Origin of the sequence: Actinomadura sp. 9N215 (assembly GCF_044326345.1) — a bacterium.
Lineage (GTDB): Bacteria > Actinomycetota > Actinomycetes > Streptosporangiales > Streptosporangiaceae > Spirillospora.
Window position 1 is genome coordinate 32542 of sequence record NZ_JBIRBA010000037.1, and the last position, 18801, is coordinate 51342.

The following is an 18801-nucleotide window of genomic DNA, read 5'->3' on the forward strand; positions in this document are numbered from 1 at the left end:
GTCCGGAAGGGACGCCGAGTGACCAAGATCCTATTCTAGAGCGTTCATGATCCGATGTCTGATTTCGCCCCAGGGTCGAGTCCGCGGATTGATCAGCTCGAAATGTCCAACTCCAGGCAAGCTGATGAGCTCGCAGTCATCCCCTTCGGCTTCGGCTGCCTGTTGGTATCCGACGCTCATCTCATGCGGGACTGAGTCGTCCTCCGTCCCATGAAAGATCAGCTGACGGACCCCCAAGGGAACCAACGCGGCCGGCGATGCCGCTACATAGCGTTCGGGTCTCTCCGAGTAAGACGCACCCAGCAATTCCGCGGGCGCATCATTCGACAAGCGTCGCCTATGCGCCTCGATCATGTCGGCCACGGGAGCGAGCGCCACGACGGCTACGGGCCGGACACTCCCTGAACGTCTGGCAAGCTCAGCGGCAAGCCACAGCGCGAGCTGCCCTCCCGCCGAGTGCCCAACGATCACAACACGCTTGAGATCAAGCCGGTAAATGGGCGCCAAGCCCACGATCATCTCGAACCCCGAGATGACGTCCTCAAAGGTGTCCGGCCAACCGGCACCGGGTGTTCCGACCCGGCGATACTCGAGATTCCATGCTGCACACCCGAACCAGGCGAGATCTTCCGCCATGGCGTTCATGACGTCCAGCCCGTAGTGCGCCCGCCAGTAGCCACCATGCAGGAGAATTGCCAGAGGATGCTGGCCGCCACCGGCAGGGGGCCAGATCTGACCAAACTGATCGGACGCCTCGCCGTACTGGATCGTGTCTCCGTGACAAGGCACCGCCAGCCCGGCCAGCGCCGCCTCGTAGGCCATCATCGACTTCCCGACGCGCTTACGATCGGACTCATCTCGACGGCGGCGATCATGTTCCGCCGGAGCCTAGTCTCACCTGCGCCGCACTCAGTTGGCTGAATCCGCGGCCTCCTGAGCGTCACCGGTTGCTCCCGTCTTACCCTCCTCCTCTTCTCGCTGTCCGTCCATCCACTCTCGGAGGCTCTTAGGACGCATATCGGTCCAGACCCGATTGATGTAGTCGTCGCATTCGCTCTTGGGTCCCTGCTGACCGGTCTCCTCCCACCCACCTGGAACCGGCAGGTCAGCGGGCCATATGGAGTACTGCTCCTCATGGTTGACGAGCACCTTGAAGACGGCGTCCTCGTTCTCGAAGTCGAAGGATGTCGTACGCATGGAACCTCTCCTCCGCTGCCAATTGCAACAGGTTCTCCTGAGATGTCCCTAGCTTGCCTTCTGTTCACACTCCAGGCAAGAGTCTCTGTCCGGCCGCGGGGCCAGACCGACCGCTCACTCCGCCGCCGCTGCCGCAGGCTCTGAAAGCGTGTCCTCTACGGCATGCGCGCACGGGCCACAGATGTACGCCTTCGGGCCTGCGACAAGGCGGCCGACGGCGGACTGGGGTTTGCGGCAGAAGGAGCACACGGGTTCGGTGTCCTGGCGCCGGCGCCTCTTCCTGCCGCCTCCGACGATGTATTTGTCGATGCCTCGCCTGATGTCGGTGTGAGCGACGCCCAATTCGTTCAGTACCCGGCGAGCCTTGCCGCCTGAGTCGGAGGCGAGTACGCACAGCAGGTGCGGAGGCGCCACCGCGACCGTCCCGTTGTCGTGAGCCATGTGCTGCGCGCCATCCAGTGCGGCGAGAGCCTGCCCGGAGTAGGGCGGGGCGACTTCTCCACTGGTCCCCTGCGGACCGAACAGCAATGCGGCCGTCTTCCTGATGTCATCCGCACGTACCTTGAGACTTTCTAGGACGGCCGCGGCGACCCCCTCCTCCATCAGGCCAAGCAGCAGGTGATGAGTGCCGATTTCTGCGCTGCCGTCGAGGCGGGCCTCCTCACCGGCTCGTTCCAGACACGCCACGAGCCTCGGCGCCATTTCCATCCCTTCGCCGCCCACCACGCGCATGTGCCCGATCCGCTCCAGGAACTTCGCACGGGCGGCCTGCTTGGAGACTCCCAGCCGTTCGCCGATCACGCCCCACGACAAGTCCGCCGCACGCGCCTCGCGAATGAAGTGATCGAGCACCCTGTCCGCGAGGTCGGCAACCTCGCGGCTGACACTGATCGCGGCCTCCAGCCGCGCCAGTCCACCACCGTCTGCGGCCCGTGATCGCACCGAGGCGACAAGATCAGAAAATTCTGCATCGCGACTCATGAGACAACCGTAGGTTGTCGCGAATCAAACGACAATAGCAACCTGTCGACCAACCACGCTCAGAGCCTGGTGGAACCCTCCCGTCCTGTTCTCCGGGCCGAGCCGGGCTGCGAGGGCGAGACGGGTCGATGCGTGCAACTACGGTGCGCACGAACGGTCCGCGAGGCATATCGAACTCGACCGGCTGGCGGCCAAGCTGTATGAGTTTCTTGGGCTCCCGAGTGGCGACGGTAGGTGTTGTAGAAGGCCAGCCAGCCCAACCCTCCCACCCGGGCTTGCCGGAATACTAGGCAGACTGGGATGTAGGTCCGCCGCTACCGACTCCGGCTCGTTCCGAGAGCTGAGCGTAAGTGCGGGACTCTTCCACGTCCTGCCGTTGCTCTCGCGTCACGTGATGATGTGGCTCGGTAGGCGCCAGTGGTCCACTGCGCCTCCAAGGATGGTTTGCAACGACAAAATGACAGACAGTAATAATGGCGATCAATACTTGCCGTCGGGCGATCGGTCTGAGAGCATCGCAATGTAGCCTTGCATGGTGACCCCGCATGCCAGTCTCAAGTCGTACTGAGTCAATAAGTGGGGCAGTTTTGACGCCAACGGAAACTTTGGCTCCAACACCCATCCGCAGAGCTGAAGCACTTTATCGGGGCCACTCCCTGACGTTCGGGCTCAAGCTCGAAAGTGAGAACACCACCGGATCGATCAAGGATCGTACTGCCGTCGGCCTGTTCATCGCCATGGAACGCGAGAGCCCGCTCACTCCCGGCAGTGTCGTCGTCGAATCGACATCCGGAAACCTCGGCCTCGCGCTGGCCTCCCTATTGCGCCGGATCGACTGCCACTTCATCGCCGTCGTCGACCCTCGGACCCCGGAGGCCACACGGCGGCGGCTGTCCGAACTCGACGCCGAGTCTGTCATGGTGGACGATCCAGACGAGCACGGGGGCTACCTGCTGAGCCGTCTCCGTGAAGTCCGAAGGTTATGTTCGGATAATCCGGCCTATCGATGGCCAAATCAATACGGTAACCCGGCCAATCCCGATATTCATGCGCGCACGACTGGCCCGGAGATCTCTCGGCAGGGTGGCCCTACGTGCAATACCGCCTACATTGCAGTTTCGACCGGCGGCACGCTTGCCGGCGTTTCCGCCTATCTCCGTCGGTACCGTCCCGATGTGAAGATCGTAGCGGTGGATGTGCGCGGCTCACTGGCGGTCACCTGGCGTCCCGGGCGGCGGCTGGTGCCGGGTATCGGCTCAAGCCGCCGGTCGGAATTCCTGACCGGGAGGCCCTATGACCGTGTGATCGCGGTCGGAGCAGTGGAGTCCTTCGCGATTTGCCGGATCATCGATGAGGATCTGGGGATGCGACTCGGCGGCTCGAGCGGCAGTGTGATCAGTGCGATGCTGACGGAGATGCGTGCACATGATCTGCGGTTCCCGATTTGCCTGTGTCCGGACGGTGGCATCAGATACCTGGAAACATTCTACTCGGATAATTGGCTGGAGGAGCAGGGAATCCTCGAGGACGTTCGGAATGTACACGATCGGCTCCGCTCTGAAGGCCTCAAATTTCTCCTGGAGACGTGACGTTGACTGCGGAAGATCTCCATCGCGCTGATCCACGGATCGCCGATCTTACCGAGATAAACAAAACCATGTGGTCGTACGGCGACTATGCCAAGGTCGCCGAACTGCTGTGGCCTGGTGCGGTCCGGCTAGTGGACCAGCTCGGCGACCAGTCCGGAGCGGCGCACCTCGACATCGCCACCGGCAACGGTAACGTCGCTGTGCTGACGGCCGGACTGGGCGCCTCGGTCACGGGCCTGGACCTCACCGCCGAATTCTTCCCTGACGCCCGCCGCAGAGCCACCGAGCAGGGCTCGACAATCCGGTTCTTGGAAGGGAACGTCGAGCGGCTCCCGTTCCCCGACCGGTCCTTCGACACGGTCACCTCCGCGTACGGCATCCAGTTCGCACCACGGCACCGTAGGGCCGCCGCGGAGGTCGCCCGAGTCTGCAAGCCTGAGGGTGTACTGGGCATGTGCAATTGGACACCGAGAAGCTGGACCGCACACTTCCACGAAGTGATCTCGGACTACTTCCCGGCGCCGCCGGAGTTCGCCGGGCAGCCGATGCGGTGGGGCGACGAGAGGTATCTCCAACGGCTTCTGGGAGATGCCTTCGTCCTTACGACCGAGCGCCATGAGCTCTGGTATCCGTTCTCGACCGGTAAGGAACTGATCGGGTTCTTCGAATCGTGCTTCGGCCCGCTCATCGCCGCACGCCGCTCCGTGTCACCGCGAAGCAGATGGTCGGAACTGCGCAACGAACTCGTTGAGATGAGCGCGGAGTTCGTGACGACGGACCACCGCGGAACCGGGGTTCCGGTCGAGTACCTGCTGGTGATCGGGCGCAGGCGGAGGGCGCGGTGATCGCGCCCTCCGGCGCTTACGGCACCCTGCCGATCAGCCGGCCACAGCTGGAGCGAGCTCGGCGGATGTCGCTGACCACGGCGACGAAGGCACGCCCGACGCGTCCTGTCTCGGAGATCGTCCGGCAGCATGCCGAAACGGCCGGGACCAGGACCGCGGTGGTCGACGGCGACGTGCGACTGAGCTACGCCGCATTGCATCGGCGCGTGCGGACGACCGCCGCCCTGCTCATCCGGTCAGGGTGCCGGCCCGGTGACGTCGTCGCCGTCTGCGGGCCACGATCCGCCGACCTCGTCGTGGCCTACCTCGCGATCGAACGCTGCCAGGCGATCTATCTGCCGCTGGACGAGCGATGGCCGGAACGGCGTACGACCGAGTTGCTGGCGCGTAGCGGCGCCGTCGCCGTCCTGTCGCTCGGGGGGAGACCGGGCTCCGCCAACGCCGTGTCCGGCGCCGCGCGGCGGGCGGGCGTGCCAGTCGTCGCCGATGACGGAGACTCCGAGCGCATTTCTCCCGCCGCATTGGACGCCCAAGCGTCCTCGTCGCCGGATCGGATTTGCTATCTCGTTTTCACCTCGGGATCCACCGGCGTACCCAAAGGCGCATTAGTCGAGCAGCGTGGCTTACTCAACCATCTGTGGGCCAAAGTGGACGACCTGGGGCTCACCCACCGCGATTCCGTGGCGCTGACAGCGCCCCTGGTCTTCGACATCTCGATCTGGCAGATGCTGGCGCCGCTCCTGGTCGCCGGGACCGTGCATGTGTTCCGCGACGCCGACGACCCCGCACGGCTGGTCATGGAACTCGCCGAGCTCCAGACGACCGTCGTGGAACTGGTGCCCACAGTGATCGGGTTCGTCCTCGACGAGCTCGGCCGGTCCGCCGCCGACGATCCGCTACCCGCTCTTCGATGGGTGCTGGCCACCGGCGAGGAACTGCCACCGAAGCTCGCCGGGCGCTGCATGGACGCTCTTCCGCACGCGAAATTGCTCAACGCGTACGGTCCGGCCGAGTGCTCCGACGACGTCACCCACCACGTCGTACGGGACGGTGACGTGAATCGGCGGCATCTGCCGATCGGGCGTCCCATCGGCAACACCGCACTCTACGTGCTGAGCCCCGGCGAGGACGGATGGACGGCCTGCGCCCCCGGCGAGCCGGGCGAGCTGTTCGTCGGCGGTCACGGCGTCGGCCGCGGCTACCTCGCCGACGACGAACGCACCGGTGCGGCCTTCCTCGGCGACCCGTTCGACGCCCTCTCGCCCACCGGCCGGATCTACCGCACCGGCGATTCGGTACGGCTGGACGACGAGGGCGTCCTGGAGTACCTCGGCCGTGTCGACCGGCAGGTCAAGGTGGCCGGGGTCCGCATCGAACTCGGCGAGGTCGAAGCGGTGCTCCGCGAGCACCCCGACATCGAGACCTGCGCGGTCGCCCTCGCGGCGAAGAGATCCCCCGGTGTGCTCGTCGCCCGGGAGACGCGCCTTGCCCTCCCAGACCCCCCCGAACTCGTCGGCTACTACGTGGGCACGCACGCCGACACCGGAGGCATCAGCCGATTCTTGCGCGATCGCCTGCCGCATTCGGCGGTGCCGCGTCGCTGGGTCGCGCTGGACGCTCTTCCCACCACGCCGAACGGCAAGGTGGACTACAGCGCGTTACCGTCGCCCGCAACGCAACCCGAACGACCTCGAAGGAAGCGCGGCGGGACACCCGGCACACCGGCGAACGACCGTGAGCGGCTGGTCGCGACGACGATGGCCGAGGTGCTGGGGCTTTCCCGGCCGGACGCGCTCGACGCGGCCGGGTCGTTCGTCGAGGCGGGCGGCGACTCGCTGCAGGCAATGAGGTTGGCGAGCGGGCTGCGGGACGCGGGCTACCACGTCGGGGTCAGGGACATTCTCCTGGCCGGTGGAATCCCCGAGCTCGCCCGGTCGTTGCGGCCCATCGATGAGCGGGAAGATCACGTGGGTGCGGAACGTCCGGGCGCCGCGACGACGCCACGCGCCGTCCGCACGCGCCGGCTCACCCCCGAGCAGGAGGGCGTCTACTTCCACTGGCGGCTGGAACCGGACAACCCGTACTACAGCTATCAGGGCGTGCTGCGCATCGACGGGCCGGTCGAGTGGGAACGGCTGGCCCGAGCGTGGTCGACGCTGCTCGCCGAGAACCCGAACCTCACGGCGCGGATCGCCGAAGACGACGGTGAGCCGGTCCAGAGTTTCCCGCACTGGACGATCCCTCTCGGTGATCCAGCCGACCTGGAGGATATGCCGGCGCCGGAGCAGGCCTTCCGCGCGGACGCGGCGGCCGAGGCCGCACGACCGTTCCGCCTGGACCGAGAGCCCATTCTGCGGGTACGTGGCTTCCGACTCGCGCCCGACGACCACCGGCTCCTCGTGACCATGCACGAGGTGCTCCTGGACGGATGGGGCGCCACGATCCTGTTCCAGCGCATGGGCGTGTTGTACCGCGACGATGCGCCCGCGCCCGATACACATCGGCGTCGAAGGTACGAGCGGTTCCTCGACCGCCGGACGGACGAGCTGCGCGGCCCCGAGATGGTCCGCGCCCGCGACCACTGGCGCCAGGAGCTCGGAGGAGAGCTTCCGGTCCTCGATCTCCCGTCCCCCGGGCCCCGCCGCCCGTCGCCCAGCTACCGGGGCCGGATCGTCGAACGCGCCTTATCCGGCGACCGGTACGCCGGCCTCCGCAGGACGTGCCGGGCCACCGGCTGCACGCCGTTCATGGTGGTGCTCGCCGGATACGCGTTGGCCCTCGGCTACTACGCGGACACCGACGACATCATCGTCGGCGCTCCGATCGCCAACCGCGACGGCCCGGACCGGATCGACGTGCCGACGTTCGCGCTGAACATGCTGCCATTGCGAATCGAAATGCCCCCCGGCAGGCCCGTCGCCGAGCACCTGAGACACGTGCGGAACAAGGTCGCCGACGCCTACTCAACGGCCGGCTACCCCTTCGGCTGGATGCTGCAGAACTCACATCCCACGCGGAGAAGCGGCCGGACTCCCGTATTCCAGACGATGCTGAACATGCTGACCTACCCGGCCGGAGCCATCGACGTGGACGGCGCGCATTGGTCCTTCACCGAACTGGACACGGGGTTCACCAAGTACGACTGCACGCTCTATGTGCAGCAGCACGGGCCGGATGCCTATCTGCTCCAGCTCGCCTACCAGCTGGACTTACTCACCGACGAGCTCGCCGAGGCACTCCTCGACAGCGTGCTCGCCGCCATAGAGGCGATGACCGCCGATGGGGCCTTATCGATCAGCACGGTCGATCTCCTGCCGGCGGCGCATCGCGTAGCGCTGACCGAGGTCACTCACCGGGAGCAGAAATGACCGATCTCGACGACCCTGGCCTTCTCGACGACGTCCACCCCCGCGCGGTCCTCGCAGAACTCTTCGCGCGACAGGTGCGGGCCGACCCGCGCGCCGTCGCGGTCCAGCATGCCGGCAAGGTGCTGACCCGCGGCGAGCTGGACGACTGGAGCGACACGATCGCGGCCGATCTGCAGGCGGTCGGCGTGCGACCGGGCCACCTGGTCGGCCTCGCGGTGGAGCGCGGTCCGGTGGCGATCGCCGCCGTGCTGGGCCTCATCAAAGCCGGGGCCGGTTACCTTGCGCTCGATCCCGACCTGCCCCGGCGCAGACAGCGTGCCCTGATCTCGGCCGCCGCGCCCGTCGCGCTCATCGTTCAGGACCATCTTGACCGTCTGCCCACCCACCATCTGCCGACGGTCTGGGCCGACGAGGCCGGTCCCGGCGAGGCGGCCAGGCCCGAAGCACCGCCCCCAGACGATGACGGGTCGCGGGTCTTCCATGTGGTCAGCACGTCGGGAACGACCGGTTCCCCCAAGGCGGTACGAATCGGTTACGCCGCCGTCCTCAACCGGCTGCGCTGGATGTGGACGGACCACCCCTTCCCCGCCGGCGCCGCGGTCCTGATCCACAAGTCCTACGGGCTGGTCGCCTCCCCCTGGGAGATGCTGGGCGGCCTTCTTCAGGGGATACGTTCCGTCTCACTGCGCCGCGACGAGCTGCTCGACCCGGTGCTGCTGACCGACGCCGTGCTGGACCGGCGGGTCACCCACCTCTACCTCACCCCCCAGCTCATCACCGGCCTGCTCGACGAGCTCGACCGCCGCATGTCCGCCGCGCCGGACATCGCACTGGTGACCAGCGGCGCCGACACCCTGCCCGTGGACCTCGTCCACCGGTTCCGACGCCGACTGCCCGGCGCCACCCTCCTCAACCTCTACGGAGCGACGGAGACCGCCTCCAACACCGCCGCCTTCGATACGGCGCGGCTGGCCGAGGACGCGGTGACCGTCCCGGTCGGCAGGCCGGTCGCGGGAGCCGAGCTGAGCGTGCGGGACCGGCATCTGCGGCCGGTACCGATCGGCGTGCGGGGCGAGGTCTGTGTCGCCGGTCCCCCGCTGGCCCTCGGCTACCTTGGCGACGCCCCCGACGGTGCCGAGCGGTTCGTCCGTATGCCGGACGGCTCAGTCCTGCATCGCACCGGAGACGTCGGCCGATGGAACGCCGACCGTCAGCTCGAGATCATCGGACGGCTCGACAACCAGGTCAAGGTGCGCGGCTACCGGGTCGTGCTCGAAGACGTCGAGGCGGCCATCGCCGAGGCCCCGAACGTCACGGCAGCAGGTGTCCACGCCGCACCGCGGGCCGGCGACACCGTCCTCATCGCCTGCGTGACCGGGACGAAGGATCTCGAGATCGCGGCGTTACGCGCGTATCTGCGCGAGCGGCTCCCCGACTACATGGTCCCCTCGCGTGTCCATCGGGTCGCCGCGCTGCCGGCCAACAGCGCCGGGAAGCTCGATCGCACGCGGCTGGCCGATCTCGCCGTGGACGCCGAACGGCCGGTCGCGGTGCGGACGCTGACGCCCCGGGGGCCGTTGCAGAGCGCGCTCGCGATGTGCTGGGAGGAGTTGCTCGGACGGGGCCCCGCCGAGGCCGAGGAGGATTTCCTCGATGCCGGTGGGCACTCGGTACTGGTCGTGCGGCTGATCGGCCGGCTGGAGAAGGCCACCGGCGTCAACCTGCCGCTGCGCGAGGTCCTGGAGAACCCGACGTTCGGTGGCATCGCCACGGCCCTGCAACGGCGGGCCGCCACGTGAGCCCGGCGGAGATCCAGGTCCCGCTGTCGGCGAAGCAGCGGTACTCCTGGCTCGAAGTGGCGGCGAACCCGGGCATCCCGAGCAGGCAGATCTCCGCGTCCTATACCGTCCACGGTCCGCTCGACCTTGATCGGCTGCAAGGAGCGCTGCGGGCCGTCATCACGCACCACGATCAGCTGCGGCTGCGGGTGACCGGCCCGCCCGACGCGCCGGTCGCCACACTCAGGGAACCGCCCTCGTCACCGCCGCTCCCGCTCATCGACCTCACCGGCCTCGACGGGCCCACCACCGCCGAGTTGATCGCCATGTACGGCGAACGGGAGGCGTCGACCTACCTGGACCTGGGCCGCGACTGGCCGGTGCGGGCGCTCCTGCTCCGCCTCTCCCCCACCGAGCATTTGCTCATGCTGACCGTTCATCACCTGGTCGCCGACGGCTGGAGCGCGGGCCTGGCCGTCCGCCACCTCGGGCACGCCTATCGGACGGGCGGGCTCGCCGATGTCCCCAGCTCCCCGCCGTACACCGCTTATGTGGAGGCGGAGGCGCAACGCCGCAGTACGGCACAGCACCAATCCGAACTGCGGTGGTGGGTAGAGGCCCTCCATGACGTGTCGCCCGCACCACTCCTCGGATCGGCCATCGGCCCCGCGACCACCTTGGACACCATCGAACGGCACCACCCGGCGCCGCGGTCGTTCCGTGCCGATCTGCGCCGCATCGCGCGGCCCGCGCGGGCATCGACTTATGTGGCCGCAGTCGCGCTGCTCGCCGCGGCACTGCGACACCGCACCGGCGTGGCGCGGCGTGTCCTGCTGGTCTCGCACCTGGGCCCGCGCCTCCCGGACTACGAGCACACCGTTGGCCTGTTCTCCAACCGCCTTCCGCTGGTCGTTCCGGTCGCCTCCGAGCACTCGGCGATCGATGTGGTCCACACCGTGCAGGCACGAATGCTCGACCTGATCGAACACTCCAGCCCGGCCTACTTCGAACTACTGGAGGCGGCCGAGGATCGGAACGTCGTCAGTGCTCAGATCACCGTCCAGCACGTTCCGCCGGAATCGGCCGGGCCGAGTGAGAAGCCGCGCCCGGACGAGATCACCTTTCGTTTCCAGCGCTACCGGATCGCCGCGAGCGCCCTGCCCCTGCACCTGCTGCTCATGGAGGAACCCGACGGCCGCATGTGGTGGGGCGGCGAGTTCCGCACCGACGTGTTCCGCCCGGCGGAAGGCGCGGCTCTCGTCCACGGCGTCCTCGACGACGTCGCGACGCTGGCGGAACGGTCCGGAGACCCGATCGCGAAAGCACTCACTTGATCACGAACTGGGTCGCGTCGCTGCTCGGACGCGTCCGCGCGTTCCTGCCGTGGCTTCTGGCCGCGGCGCTCGTGGAGTGGGTGGGAACCGGGCTGTTCCTCGCCGTCTCCACCGTGTTCTTCGTGAAGGTCGTCGGGCTGACCCCGGGCCAGGTCGGTCCCGGGCTGACCATCGCCGCGGTGGTGGCGATGGCGGCGGTACTGCCGGTGGGACGGCTGGCGGACAGATACGGGCCGCGCAACGTCCTGATCCTGATCAACCTGATGCGGGCGGCCGCCACCGCCTGCTTCTTGCTCGTCCATGGATGGTGGGGCTTCCTGGCGGTCAGCGTGCTGATCGCCGTCACCGACCAGGCGGCCCCCGCACTGATCCAGGCACTGGTCGGCGATCTGACCGGCAGCGACCGGCGCACCCGGGTCCTGGCCGTGCACCGCTCGGTGATCAACGTCGGGCTGAGCATCGGCGGACTGACCGCCGGAATTCTCCTCGGCGTCGGACTAGAGCATGTCTTCCAGGTGCTGCTACTCGCCGACGCCGCGGCCTTCGTCGCAGCCGCGGCCCTGTTGTGCAAGCTCCCCGGACGACCGACACCCCGTCCTCGGGACGCCCTGACCCGCTGGAGGGTGCTGCGCGACACCAGGCTGCTCGCGCTGACCGCCTACGACTCCGTGATGTGCCTGTGGCAGCCGATGCTCAACATCGCCTTCCCCCTCTGGCTGATCACCCGGACCGACGCCCCGGTCAGCCTCGTCGGCATCCTGTACGCCACCGCGACCATGACCTGCATCATCCTGCAATATCCGATCAGCATCCGGGCCGGTACACCGCGGCAGGCACTGCACGGCTACGTGTGGGCCGGGCTCTGTCTGGCCACGGCGAGCCTGGGTTTCGCGGCGGCCCCCGCGGTCTCGGACACCGCCACCGTCGCCGTCCTCGCAGCCGCCGTCATCACCCTCACCATCGGCGAACTCTTCCAGGTCGGGTCGGCGTGGACCCTCTCGTTCGCGATCGCCCCGCCCGACCAGCGCACCACCTATCTCGCCGCGTTCGGCCTGGGCCGGGCGACCGGCCGAGCCGCGGGACCGCTGCTCATGACCGGCGTGGTCCTCGCTCTCGGCGAACCCGGCTGGATACTGCTGGCCGCGGTGCACGCCGCCGCGGCCGTCGCCCCCGCCATCGTCGCGAAGCGGCGCCACCATCAACCTCCACCGAGGAAGCCATGCACAAGCCTGGACCGCCCAACGACGACGCGACGGAACTGACCAGCCTGATCGAGCGGCACCGCTCCGCCGAGCGTCCTCGCGTCTTCACGATGCTCGACCGGGACTGGGATCTGCTTCCCGAGGTCTACGCGCCCGTCTACGCGACCTCGACCAGCCTGTTCACACAGTGGCTGCGCTATCCGTCCGGTGGCTCGATGCTGGAGGTCGGTTGCGGGGCCGGGCTGACCGCCGTCACGGCCGCACTGGCCGGATGCCGATCCGTCACCGCTCTGGACGTCAACCCGGCCGCGGTCGACAACACCCGGCTCAACGCCGAACGGCACGGCGTGGCCGACCGCGTCCGAGTCCTGCACAGCGACATGTTCGAGGCGCTCGACGACACCGACGCCTTCGACCTGATCTTCTGGAACTCCAACTTCGTTGAGGCACCGGCGGACGCCGCCTACCCGTCAGAACTCGCCCGCGCCTTCTTCGACCCCGGATACGACAGCCACGAGCGCTATCTGGCCGGAGCCAGCCGACACCTGCGGCCAGGCGGACGCCTCTACCTCGGCTTCTCCGACCTGGGGAACCGAACGCGCCTCGACGAAATCGCGGCCCGCCAGCGGTACCGGATCGATACCTCCGCCCATGAGCAACGTTCCACCGCCACGACGACCGTGGAATTCCAGCTGCTGGAATTCACCGCTCTCCCACCGGGCACATCGGGACGGCCGGTTTCGTGAGTCAAAGAAAACGCCGGGCTAGCAGCAAGAGCAGTCGCCCGGGCCGCCGGCTAGGGGCAGGCTCTGGATCAGGGGCCGGGCATGGCGCTGGGCTTGGGCGACCGGCAGAACTCTTGCGTCGGGGTGGTCGCGTAGCCACGGGGCGGCGACTTGAGCGCTGGCGAAGAAGTGCACCTGGTTGCAGAACGAAGACCGGATCGAGGCCCGGTCGGCCGGGGTGAGCAGAGATACGACGGTGCCGGCGGGGTCGACGGCGGTGACGCGGTCGGGTTCTACCTGCAGGCGTACCGAGGCTCCAGTGGCGTGGCAAATCGATTCGACAGTGGCGGGGCGGCCCAGCAAGGCTGGGAAGACGAGGGTGTCCAGCGCGCACCAGGTGAACAGCGGGGTGCCGTCGACGATGAAGCGGTGCGGGGTGGGGTTGAGCGTGATGCCGTTGCCGACGATCTGGCCCTGGTCGTTGTACTCGATGTCGCCCTGACCGGCCAGAGCGGCCCGGACGTGGTCGATCGGGCGGCCGGTGACGGCGGCCAACTCGGCCACGCTGACTGGCCCTCCACGGGCAAGCAATCGCAGCAGCGGCAGGCCGAGCCAGCTCAGCGCTCGGTCAGTCTCGGCGCGGAAGGCACCGTCCAGGAACGGTTCCGGACCGGTCTGATTGCTCATGAGCGATTTCCTCCCTGATCAGGCTGGGTGGTCCAGTTAGGGACGACGTGCAAGGTCGGGAGTCGGCGGCGTCCCTGAGCCGGTAGCCCCAGGCCACTCAGCCCGGAGACCCCAAGCGCCGCCTGGCCGAGCCGGGAGTACCTCAGGTGGTCGTGGTGGGTACGGCGGTCGTTTCGGCGCGCAGCCTGCGCCACCAGGCGTCCAGGTCGGCGACCGGGAGGACGCGGCCGGTGGGATGGGACTCGCACCATGGCTGGGCGGCGTCGGCGTCGGCGAAGAACGGCTGCTGACTGCAGGCGTCACGGTCGACGGTGGCCGGGTCGAGCTGTTCGCTGGCGGTCAGGATCGTGCCGGGGGTGGCCGCAGGATCGATCAACGCGACCACCGTGCCGGTGGGGTCGGCGTTGACCAGTCCGCCGGGCGCGAACTCCACAGTGACCGGAGTATCGGTGATGGGGCAGGCGGACTCGATGCGCAACGGCTCGTTCAGCGCTTGGGCGACCAGGAAGGTGTCGGGTGCGCAGCCGCTGACCCCGATGGTGCGTGCCCCGATGCGGTACTGGTAGCGCGGCGTGGCGGTGGTGGCCATGTCCAGGTGGGCGTGCTCGCCGTCGTGCCGGATGCGCCCCCAGGTCGACACGCCGCGCGCGGTTGTGTCGATCAGCCGCCGGGTGTCGTCGGGGGTGCGGTGCAGCGCGGCCGCCAGCTGCGGCAGCGGCGCCCGGTGCTCCCCGGCGTCCGTCAGCGCGATGACGGCGTGGATCAGGTCGAACAGGTGGCGGTGCCGGGTGAACATGGTGCGCCAGTTGTCCTCGAACGCGCCAGTGTCGGTGGGCCGGTGGGCGGACGCGGCGGTCATGGTGGACCCCCTTCGCTGGATGGGGACAGGCTGTGTTCGGCCAGTTCACCGCGACGCTAGGGTCTGCCCCCGGGGTGAGGGTCAAGGCCGGCCCCGCGCCTTGGCGGGTGCGAGGTCAGACTGCGGGGCAGCGGGGATCACCGGCCCAGCAAAGGTTCTTCTCGTTCAGGTCGGTGTGGTGGGCGGCCTCGAACTCAGCGATGCGACGCAGCATTCGTTGCTGCTCGGCGATGCGTTGCTCCAGGCGCCGACGTGACCGTTGCAGCAGCTCGGCCAGGTGCGATCCGATCGGCTCCCCGTTGCCGCCCGCAGCGGCGTCAGCCGTGGTGGCCAGCTGGACGATCTCGGCCACGGTCAGGCCGAGGCCGCGCAGTTCGCCGATGAACCGCACACACCACAGTGCGTCGGTGTCGAACAGCCGGTAGCCCGCCGGGCTACGGCCCAGGCTGTAGATCAGCCCGAGATCGGTGTACTCGCGCAGCGTTTTGACGGGCACACCGGTCCGGCGGGACAACTCCCCGACGGTCATCGGCCGTGCCGAGCTCGCGTCCACCGCCGTTCCTCCTTCTCCCCATTCGATCAGGTGGCGCAGCACGACAGCTTGGCCACATCGCGGGTGTAGCTCTGGGCGGTCAGCTTCAGTGCTTCGGCCATGGTCAGGTACGGCGACCAGAGTTCGGCGATCTGCTGCACTGTCATCCGCCCCGCAAGCGCGTACACGGCAGCCGCGATCACATCACCCGCGCCCTCCGCCACTACGTGCGCCCCCAACAGACGGCCGGTGCCGACCTCGGCGACAAGCTTGACCACACCGCGAGTGTCCCGGCCGACCAGGGCGCGCGGCACGTGCTCCAACGGCAGCACCCGGCAGTCGCACGCATAGCCCTGCGCCAGAGCCTCGGCCTCGGTGAGACCGGCCGACGCGATGGCCGGACTGGTGAAGATCACCTGTGGCAGCGCCGCGTAGTCCAGGCTGCGACGTGCATCGTCCAAAGCGTTGTCGGCGACCAGCGCACCCTGCGCCGCTGCGACATAGACGAACTGCGGATGCCCGGTGACATCCCCGGCCGCCCAGACCCGCGGGTTGGTGGTGCGCAGCTGCTCATCGGTCATAATCTGGCCGAGATCCCCCGTCTTCACCCCGACCTCGTCCAGCCGCAGGCTGCTGGTGACCGGGCGGCGCCCGGTCGCGACCAGCAATTGCTCGGCGCGAAGCTCAACCACCCGGTCACCCTGAGCGACCGACAGCACATAACCCCCACCGCGTCCGTCTCTGTTGGACGGGCCGGCGGAATGGCCTCGGCTTACGGCGGTGACGGTGGCAGCAGTGTGCACGGCGATGCCCTCATCGGCGAAGACCTCGTCCAAGACCACGGAAACCTCCGGCTCCGCGAACGGCGCCAGCCGGTCCCGTGCCTCCACCACACAGACTTCCACCCCCAGCCGGGCGAACAGCTGAGCCTGCTCCAGCCCGACCGTGCTGCCGCCCAGCACGATCAGCGACCTGGGCAACCGGTCCAGCTCCATCGCCGTGGTCGAAGTCAGATATCCGGCCTGCGCCAGACCGGGCAACGGCGGCGCCCACGGCGTCGACCCGGTCGCCACCAGGTAGTGCGCGGCCTCGATCATCGCGGCGCCGCCGTCGTGCAACGCCACCCGCAAGGCCGGGTTCCCGGGATCGCCGGTGAACGAGGCCGTGCCGTGCACAATTTCCCAGCCGTACTCGGCGGCCAGATCGATGTACTTGCCAACCCGCATGCCCTCCACCAGGGCAGTCTTGCCACCCATCAACGCGGGAGCGTCCACCGGACCTGCCTCAGTGGCGATCCCGGGAAACGGCTGGGCCAAGGCGACCAGCCGAGCTTGGGCGGCGGCCAGCAGCGTCTTGGACGGCACGCAGCCGGTATTCACGCACGTGCCGCCGACGGCGCCGCGTTCGACCATCACCACCGAGGCACCCTTGCCACGGGCCGCGATCGCCGCGGCGAACGCCGCCCCACCTGACCCGATCACCGCCAGGTCGTAACCGCTCCCCGCAGCACCCATGATCGAACCCCTTCCACGCATCCGGGATCTACCGGCCCCGAACCACACTCCTATCCGGTTTGCCGAATAGCAGACCGCCACCTTACTATGCGGGAAAGCGAATAGCAGCAGGTGGAAGGGTACCCGTGACATCGACTCCGCCCACGACCCTTGGGCCTACCGGATCCGAGGACGCCGCCGACTGCACGCACACCGACACCGTCGCTACGTTCTTCCGCGCCCTGGCCGACCCCACCCGGCTCAAGCTGCTGGAATTCATCCTCGACGGCGAACGCACCTCCGCCGACTGCGTCGTCCACGCCGGCATCTCCCAGCCCCGGGTCTCGGTCCACCTGTCCTGCCTGGTCGACTGCGGCTACGTCGCCGCCCGCCGTGACGGCAAGAAGCTGCGCTACTCGACCGGCGACCCCCGCGTCGTCGATCTGATCGTCCGGGCCCGCGCCCTGGCCGTCGACAACGCCGCCGCCCTGATCTGCTGCACCCACATCCCACCGACCAGCCCCGACGCCTGACCGGCCTCACGGTGAATCCCCAGATCCGCGGCGATCTGTGCGATCGGACGGTCAGACTCCAGAGCCAGCCGTACAGTCCGGTCACGGAGTTCCTGAGGGTATTTGCGCGATCCTGCCATCGCGGTGATTCTCCTCCCTGCCAGTCAAGATCACGCTGGCTTCAAGGACTTCACCGAACCCAGCGGACTCCAGGCGGCAAGTCCCTGGCCTCGTTGACGAGGTCCTGGCCGTTGCCGGCATCAAAGTCAAGGTCACGAGAGTTCGGATGGCGAGGGGAGCGGGATCAGGGGGCCTGGTTGGCGCAGACGGCCGACGTCAGTGCCCTTTTCTGCATGCTCATCCGTCGCCGCCCCGCCATGTTCCCAGCGTTCTAGCGCATATCTTGAGCGGGTTGCATCATGGCCGGACGGGTGTCCTCGGCTCTAGGAGCGGCGTATGGGCGAGCAGGGAAATTCGTCTCCCGAAAGTTACGCACTTGCCGTTGCCGACAACTCGTATGAATGGTATCGCCGTGCCGCGAGGAAGGCCCGGCGCTTCTTCCGGCTGTCCGAATGCCTACATCTGCTGGTCTCGGCCGCGATCCCCGTCTCGGCCGTGCTGGTCACACGGGACGCCAGGATCCCCGCCGTGCTCGGCGGGCTCGTCGTGATCATTACCGGCTTGCGGTCGATCTTCCACTGGCAGGACGATTTCCTGAGATTCAGCGCCTGCAGGGAGGCCGTGGAAGCAGAGCGAAGGCTGTATCTCACCCATGGCCATCCTTACGATGACCCGGCCGCCCGAGACCAGCGCCTGGTCGGCGCGATCACGCGGATCGAGCACGAGGAGATGGAAAAGTGGCTGCAGATCGCCGTGTCCAGGACTGACACCAAGGAGAAGAAGTGAGTGTATCCTCGCCGTTCGCCCGCGGCTACGGCGAGCTGGTCATGGCGCGGTCTACTGCAGCCAGCCTGCGTCACGGGCGCGCAGGAGCGCTTCCACCCGGCTGCTGACACCGATCTTCGTGTAAAGCTCGCGGAGCAGCCGGTACATCATGCGTTCGGAGTAGCCGGCATGCGAGGCCAGTTCGTTGACCGTGGTGCCCTCTGCGAGTCGGCGCAGCCAAGCCCGTTCGACCTCGGTCGGTGTGGCGGGGTCCTGTACTGCGTGCGGCAGTGACGTCAGGGCCCGCAACACACGCAGCGGCACGAGGGCTTGGCCGTCCAGCGCGGCGACGAACGCCTCGCGCATCGTCCGCGCCGTGGCGTCGCGAGGTATCGCGGCGATGGCTCCCGTCGTCAGGGCCCGCACGTGGCTGCTGACGCTCGCCTCGTCGAGGATCGCGATGACGAGCGTGTCCTCATGGGCTCTCCGCAGCTCGTCGAGAAGCGTCCAATCACCGGGCGTCCGCACCGTGAGGATCACCATCTTCTGCTGCTCGTCGCGAAGCCATGCCAGCAGATCGTCCGGCGCCTCGGCGTCGATACCGGCGTCGCGCAGGAGCGCCTGTACTCCGCGTCTGAACACCGGGAGCGGGTCGCAGATGGCAATCCTGACGCGCATGGTCCCATGGCCCCTTCGCCCGTCCGTCTGATACGGCGCCGATACTGGCGGACGGCGGCAGGGTGTCGCCAGGGATCCGGCCCGCCGTGGCGGATCCCCGTCACGGCATTGCGTCATGGACCCGCTCGCTCGCGCC

17 protein-coding genes are annotated in these 18801 nt (G+C 68.0%); 9 read left to right on the plus strand and 8 right to left on the minus strand.

Annotated features, from left to right (window positions below; all coding sequences use genetic code 11):
- Nucleotides 1–30: 30 nt before the first annotated feature.
- The 3 genes from ACH34T_RS39530 to ACH34T_RS39540 form a co-directional block, all read right to left on the minus strand.
- A complete protein-coding gene (locus ACH34T_RS39530; protein WP_396026126.1) occupies nucleotides 31–822 on the minus strand; it encodes an alpha/beta hydrolase in 792 nt (263 codons plus the stop codon).
- 87 nt (nucleotides 823–909) lie between these two features.
- Entirely contained in the window at nucleotides 910–1197 is a 288-nt protein-coding gene (locus ACH34T_RS39535; RefSeq protein WP_396026127.1) for an MbtH family protein, read from the minus strand.
- Between the two features lie 114 nt (nucleotides 1198–1311).
- Complete coding sequence (locus ACH34T_RS39540; RefSeq protein ID WP_396026128.1) at nucleotides 1312–2178, minus strand: Clp protease N-terminal domain-containing protein; 867 nt, start codon at nucleotides 2176–2178, stop codon at nucleotides 1312–1314.
- A gap of 587 nt (nucleotides 2179–2765) precedes the next feature.
- Between ACH34T_RS39540 and ACH34T_RS39545 the strand changes: the two genes are divergently transcribed.
- The 7 genes from ACH34T_RS39545 to ACH34T_RS39575 all read left to right on the plus strand — a co-directional run bounded on the left by ACH34T_RS39545 (nucleotide 2766) and on the right by ACH34T_RS39575 (nucleotide 13040).
- Entirely contained in the window at nucleotides 2766–3767 is a 1002-nt protein-coding gene (locus ACH34T_RS39545) for a pyridoxal-phosphate dependent enzyme (protein ID WP_396026129.1), read from the plus strand.
- A gap of 68 nt (nucleotides 3768–3835) precedes the next feature.
- The gene (locus ACH34T_RS39550; protein WP_396026130.1) at nucleotides 3836–4612 is read left to right on the plus strand and encodes a class I SAM-dependent methyltransferase; all 777 of its coding nucleotides are present in this window, start codon (nucleotides 3836–3838) and stop codon (nucleotides 4610–4612) included.
- On the plus strand, nucleotides 4609–7980 hold the full coding sequence (locus tag ACH34T_RS39555) for an amino acid adenylation domain-containing protein (protein ID WP_396026131.1): 3372 nt from the start codon (nucleotides 4609–4611) through the stop codon (nucleotides 7978–7980). The genes ACH34T_RS39550 and ACH34T_RS39555 overlap by 4 nt, the downstream gene beginning before the upstream one ends.
- Nucleotides 7977–9779, plus strand: a complete 1803-nt coding sequence (locus ACH34T_RS39560; protein ID WP_396026132.1) for an AMP-binding protein — start codon at nucleotides 7977–7979, stop codon at nucleotides 9777–9779. The genes ACH34T_RS39555 and ACH34T_RS39560 overlap by 4 nt, the downstream gene beginning before the upstream one ends.
- A complete protein-coding gene (locus ACH34T_RS39565; protein WP_396026133.1) occupies nucleotides 9776–11092 on the plus strand; it encodes a condensation domain-containing protein in 1317 nt (438 codons plus the stop codon). The genes ACH34T_RS39560 and ACH34T_RS39565 overlap by 4 nt, the downstream gene beginning before the upstream one ends.
- The gene (locus tag ACH34T_RS39570; RefSeq protein WP_396026134.1) at nucleotides 11089–12354 is read left to right on the plus strand and encodes an MFS transporter; all 1266 of its coding nucleotides are present in this window, start codon (nucleotides 11089–11091) and stop codon (nucleotides 12352–12354) included. The genes ACH34T_RS39565 and ACH34T_RS39570 overlap by 4 nt, the downstream gene beginning before the upstream one ends.
- On the plus strand, nucleotides 12312–13040 hold the full coding sequence (locus ACH34T_RS39575) for a methyltransferase domain-containing protein (RefSeq protein ID WP_396026135.1): 729 nt from the start codon (nucleotides 12312–12314) through the stop codon (nucleotides 13038–13040). The genes ACH34T_RS39570 and ACH34T_RS39575 overlap by 43 nt, the downstream gene beginning before the upstream one ends.
- Before the next feature lie 18 nt (nucleotides 13041–13058).
- Here the strand turns inward: ACH34T_RS39575 and merB (ACH34T_RS39580) are convergent, their stop codons facing one another.
- The 4 genes from merB (ACH34T_RS39580) to merA all read right to left on the minus strand — a co-directional run bounded on the left by merB (ACH34T_RS39580) (nucleotide 13059) and on the right by merA (nucleotide 16611).
- The gene (merB, locus tag ACH34T_RS39580) at nucleotides 13059–13706 is read right to left on the minus strand and encodes an organomercurial lyase MerB (protein WP_396026136.1); all 648 of its coding nucleotides are present in this window, start codon (nucleotides 13704–13706) and stop codon (nucleotides 13059–13061) included.
- A 142-nt stretch (nucleotides 13707–13848) separates the two neighbouring features.
- Entirely contained in the window at nucleotides 13849–14565 is a 717-nt protein-coding gene (merB, locus tag ACH34T_RS39585; protein WP_396026137.1) for an organomercurial lyase, read from the minus strand.
- A 115-nt stretch (nucleotides 14566–14680) separates the two neighbouring features.
- Nucleotides 14681–15160, minus strand: coding sequence for a MerR family transcriptional regulator (locus ACH34T_RS39590; RefSeq protein WP_396026138.1), 480 nt, complete (start codon nucleotides 15158–15160; stop codon nucleotides 14681–14683).
- A complete protein-coding gene (gene merA / locus ACH34T_RS39595; RefSeq protein ID WP_396026139.1) occupies nucleotides 15145–16611 on the minus strand; it encodes a mercury(II) reductase in 1467 nt (488 codons plus the stop codon). Before merA ends, ACH34T_RS39590 begins: the two co-directional genes overlap by 16 nt.
- 125 nt (nucleotides 16612–16736) lie before the next feature.
- Here merA and ACH34T_RS39600 point away from each other — a divergent pair, with 125 nt between their 5' ends.
- Both ACH34T_RS39600 and ACH34T_RS39605 read left to right on the plus strand, forming a co-directional pair.
- Nucleotides 16737–17123, plus strand: a complete 387-nt coding sequence (locus tag ACH34T_RS39600) for an ArsR/SmtB family transcription factor (protein WP_396026140.1) — start codon at nucleotides 16737–16739, stop codon at nucleotides 17121–17123.
- Between the two features lie 435 nt (nucleotides 17124–17558).
- On the plus strand, nucleotides 17559–18008 hold the full coding sequence (locus ACH34T_RS39605; protein ID WP_396026141.1) for a DUF4231 domain-containing protein: 450 nt from the start codon (nucleotides 17559–17561) through the stop codon (nucleotides 18006–18008).
- A 51-nt stretch (nucleotides 18009–18059) separates the two neighbouring features.
- Here the strand turns inward: ACH34T_RS39605 and ACH34T_RS39610 are convergent, their stop codons facing one another.
- Nucleotides 18060–18665, minus strand: a complete 606-nt coding sequence (locus tag ACH34T_RS39610) for a hypothetical protein (RefSeq protein WP_396026142.1) — start codon at nucleotides 18663–18665, stop codon at nucleotides 18060–18062.
- Nucleotides 18666–18801: the final 136 nt, after the last annotated feature.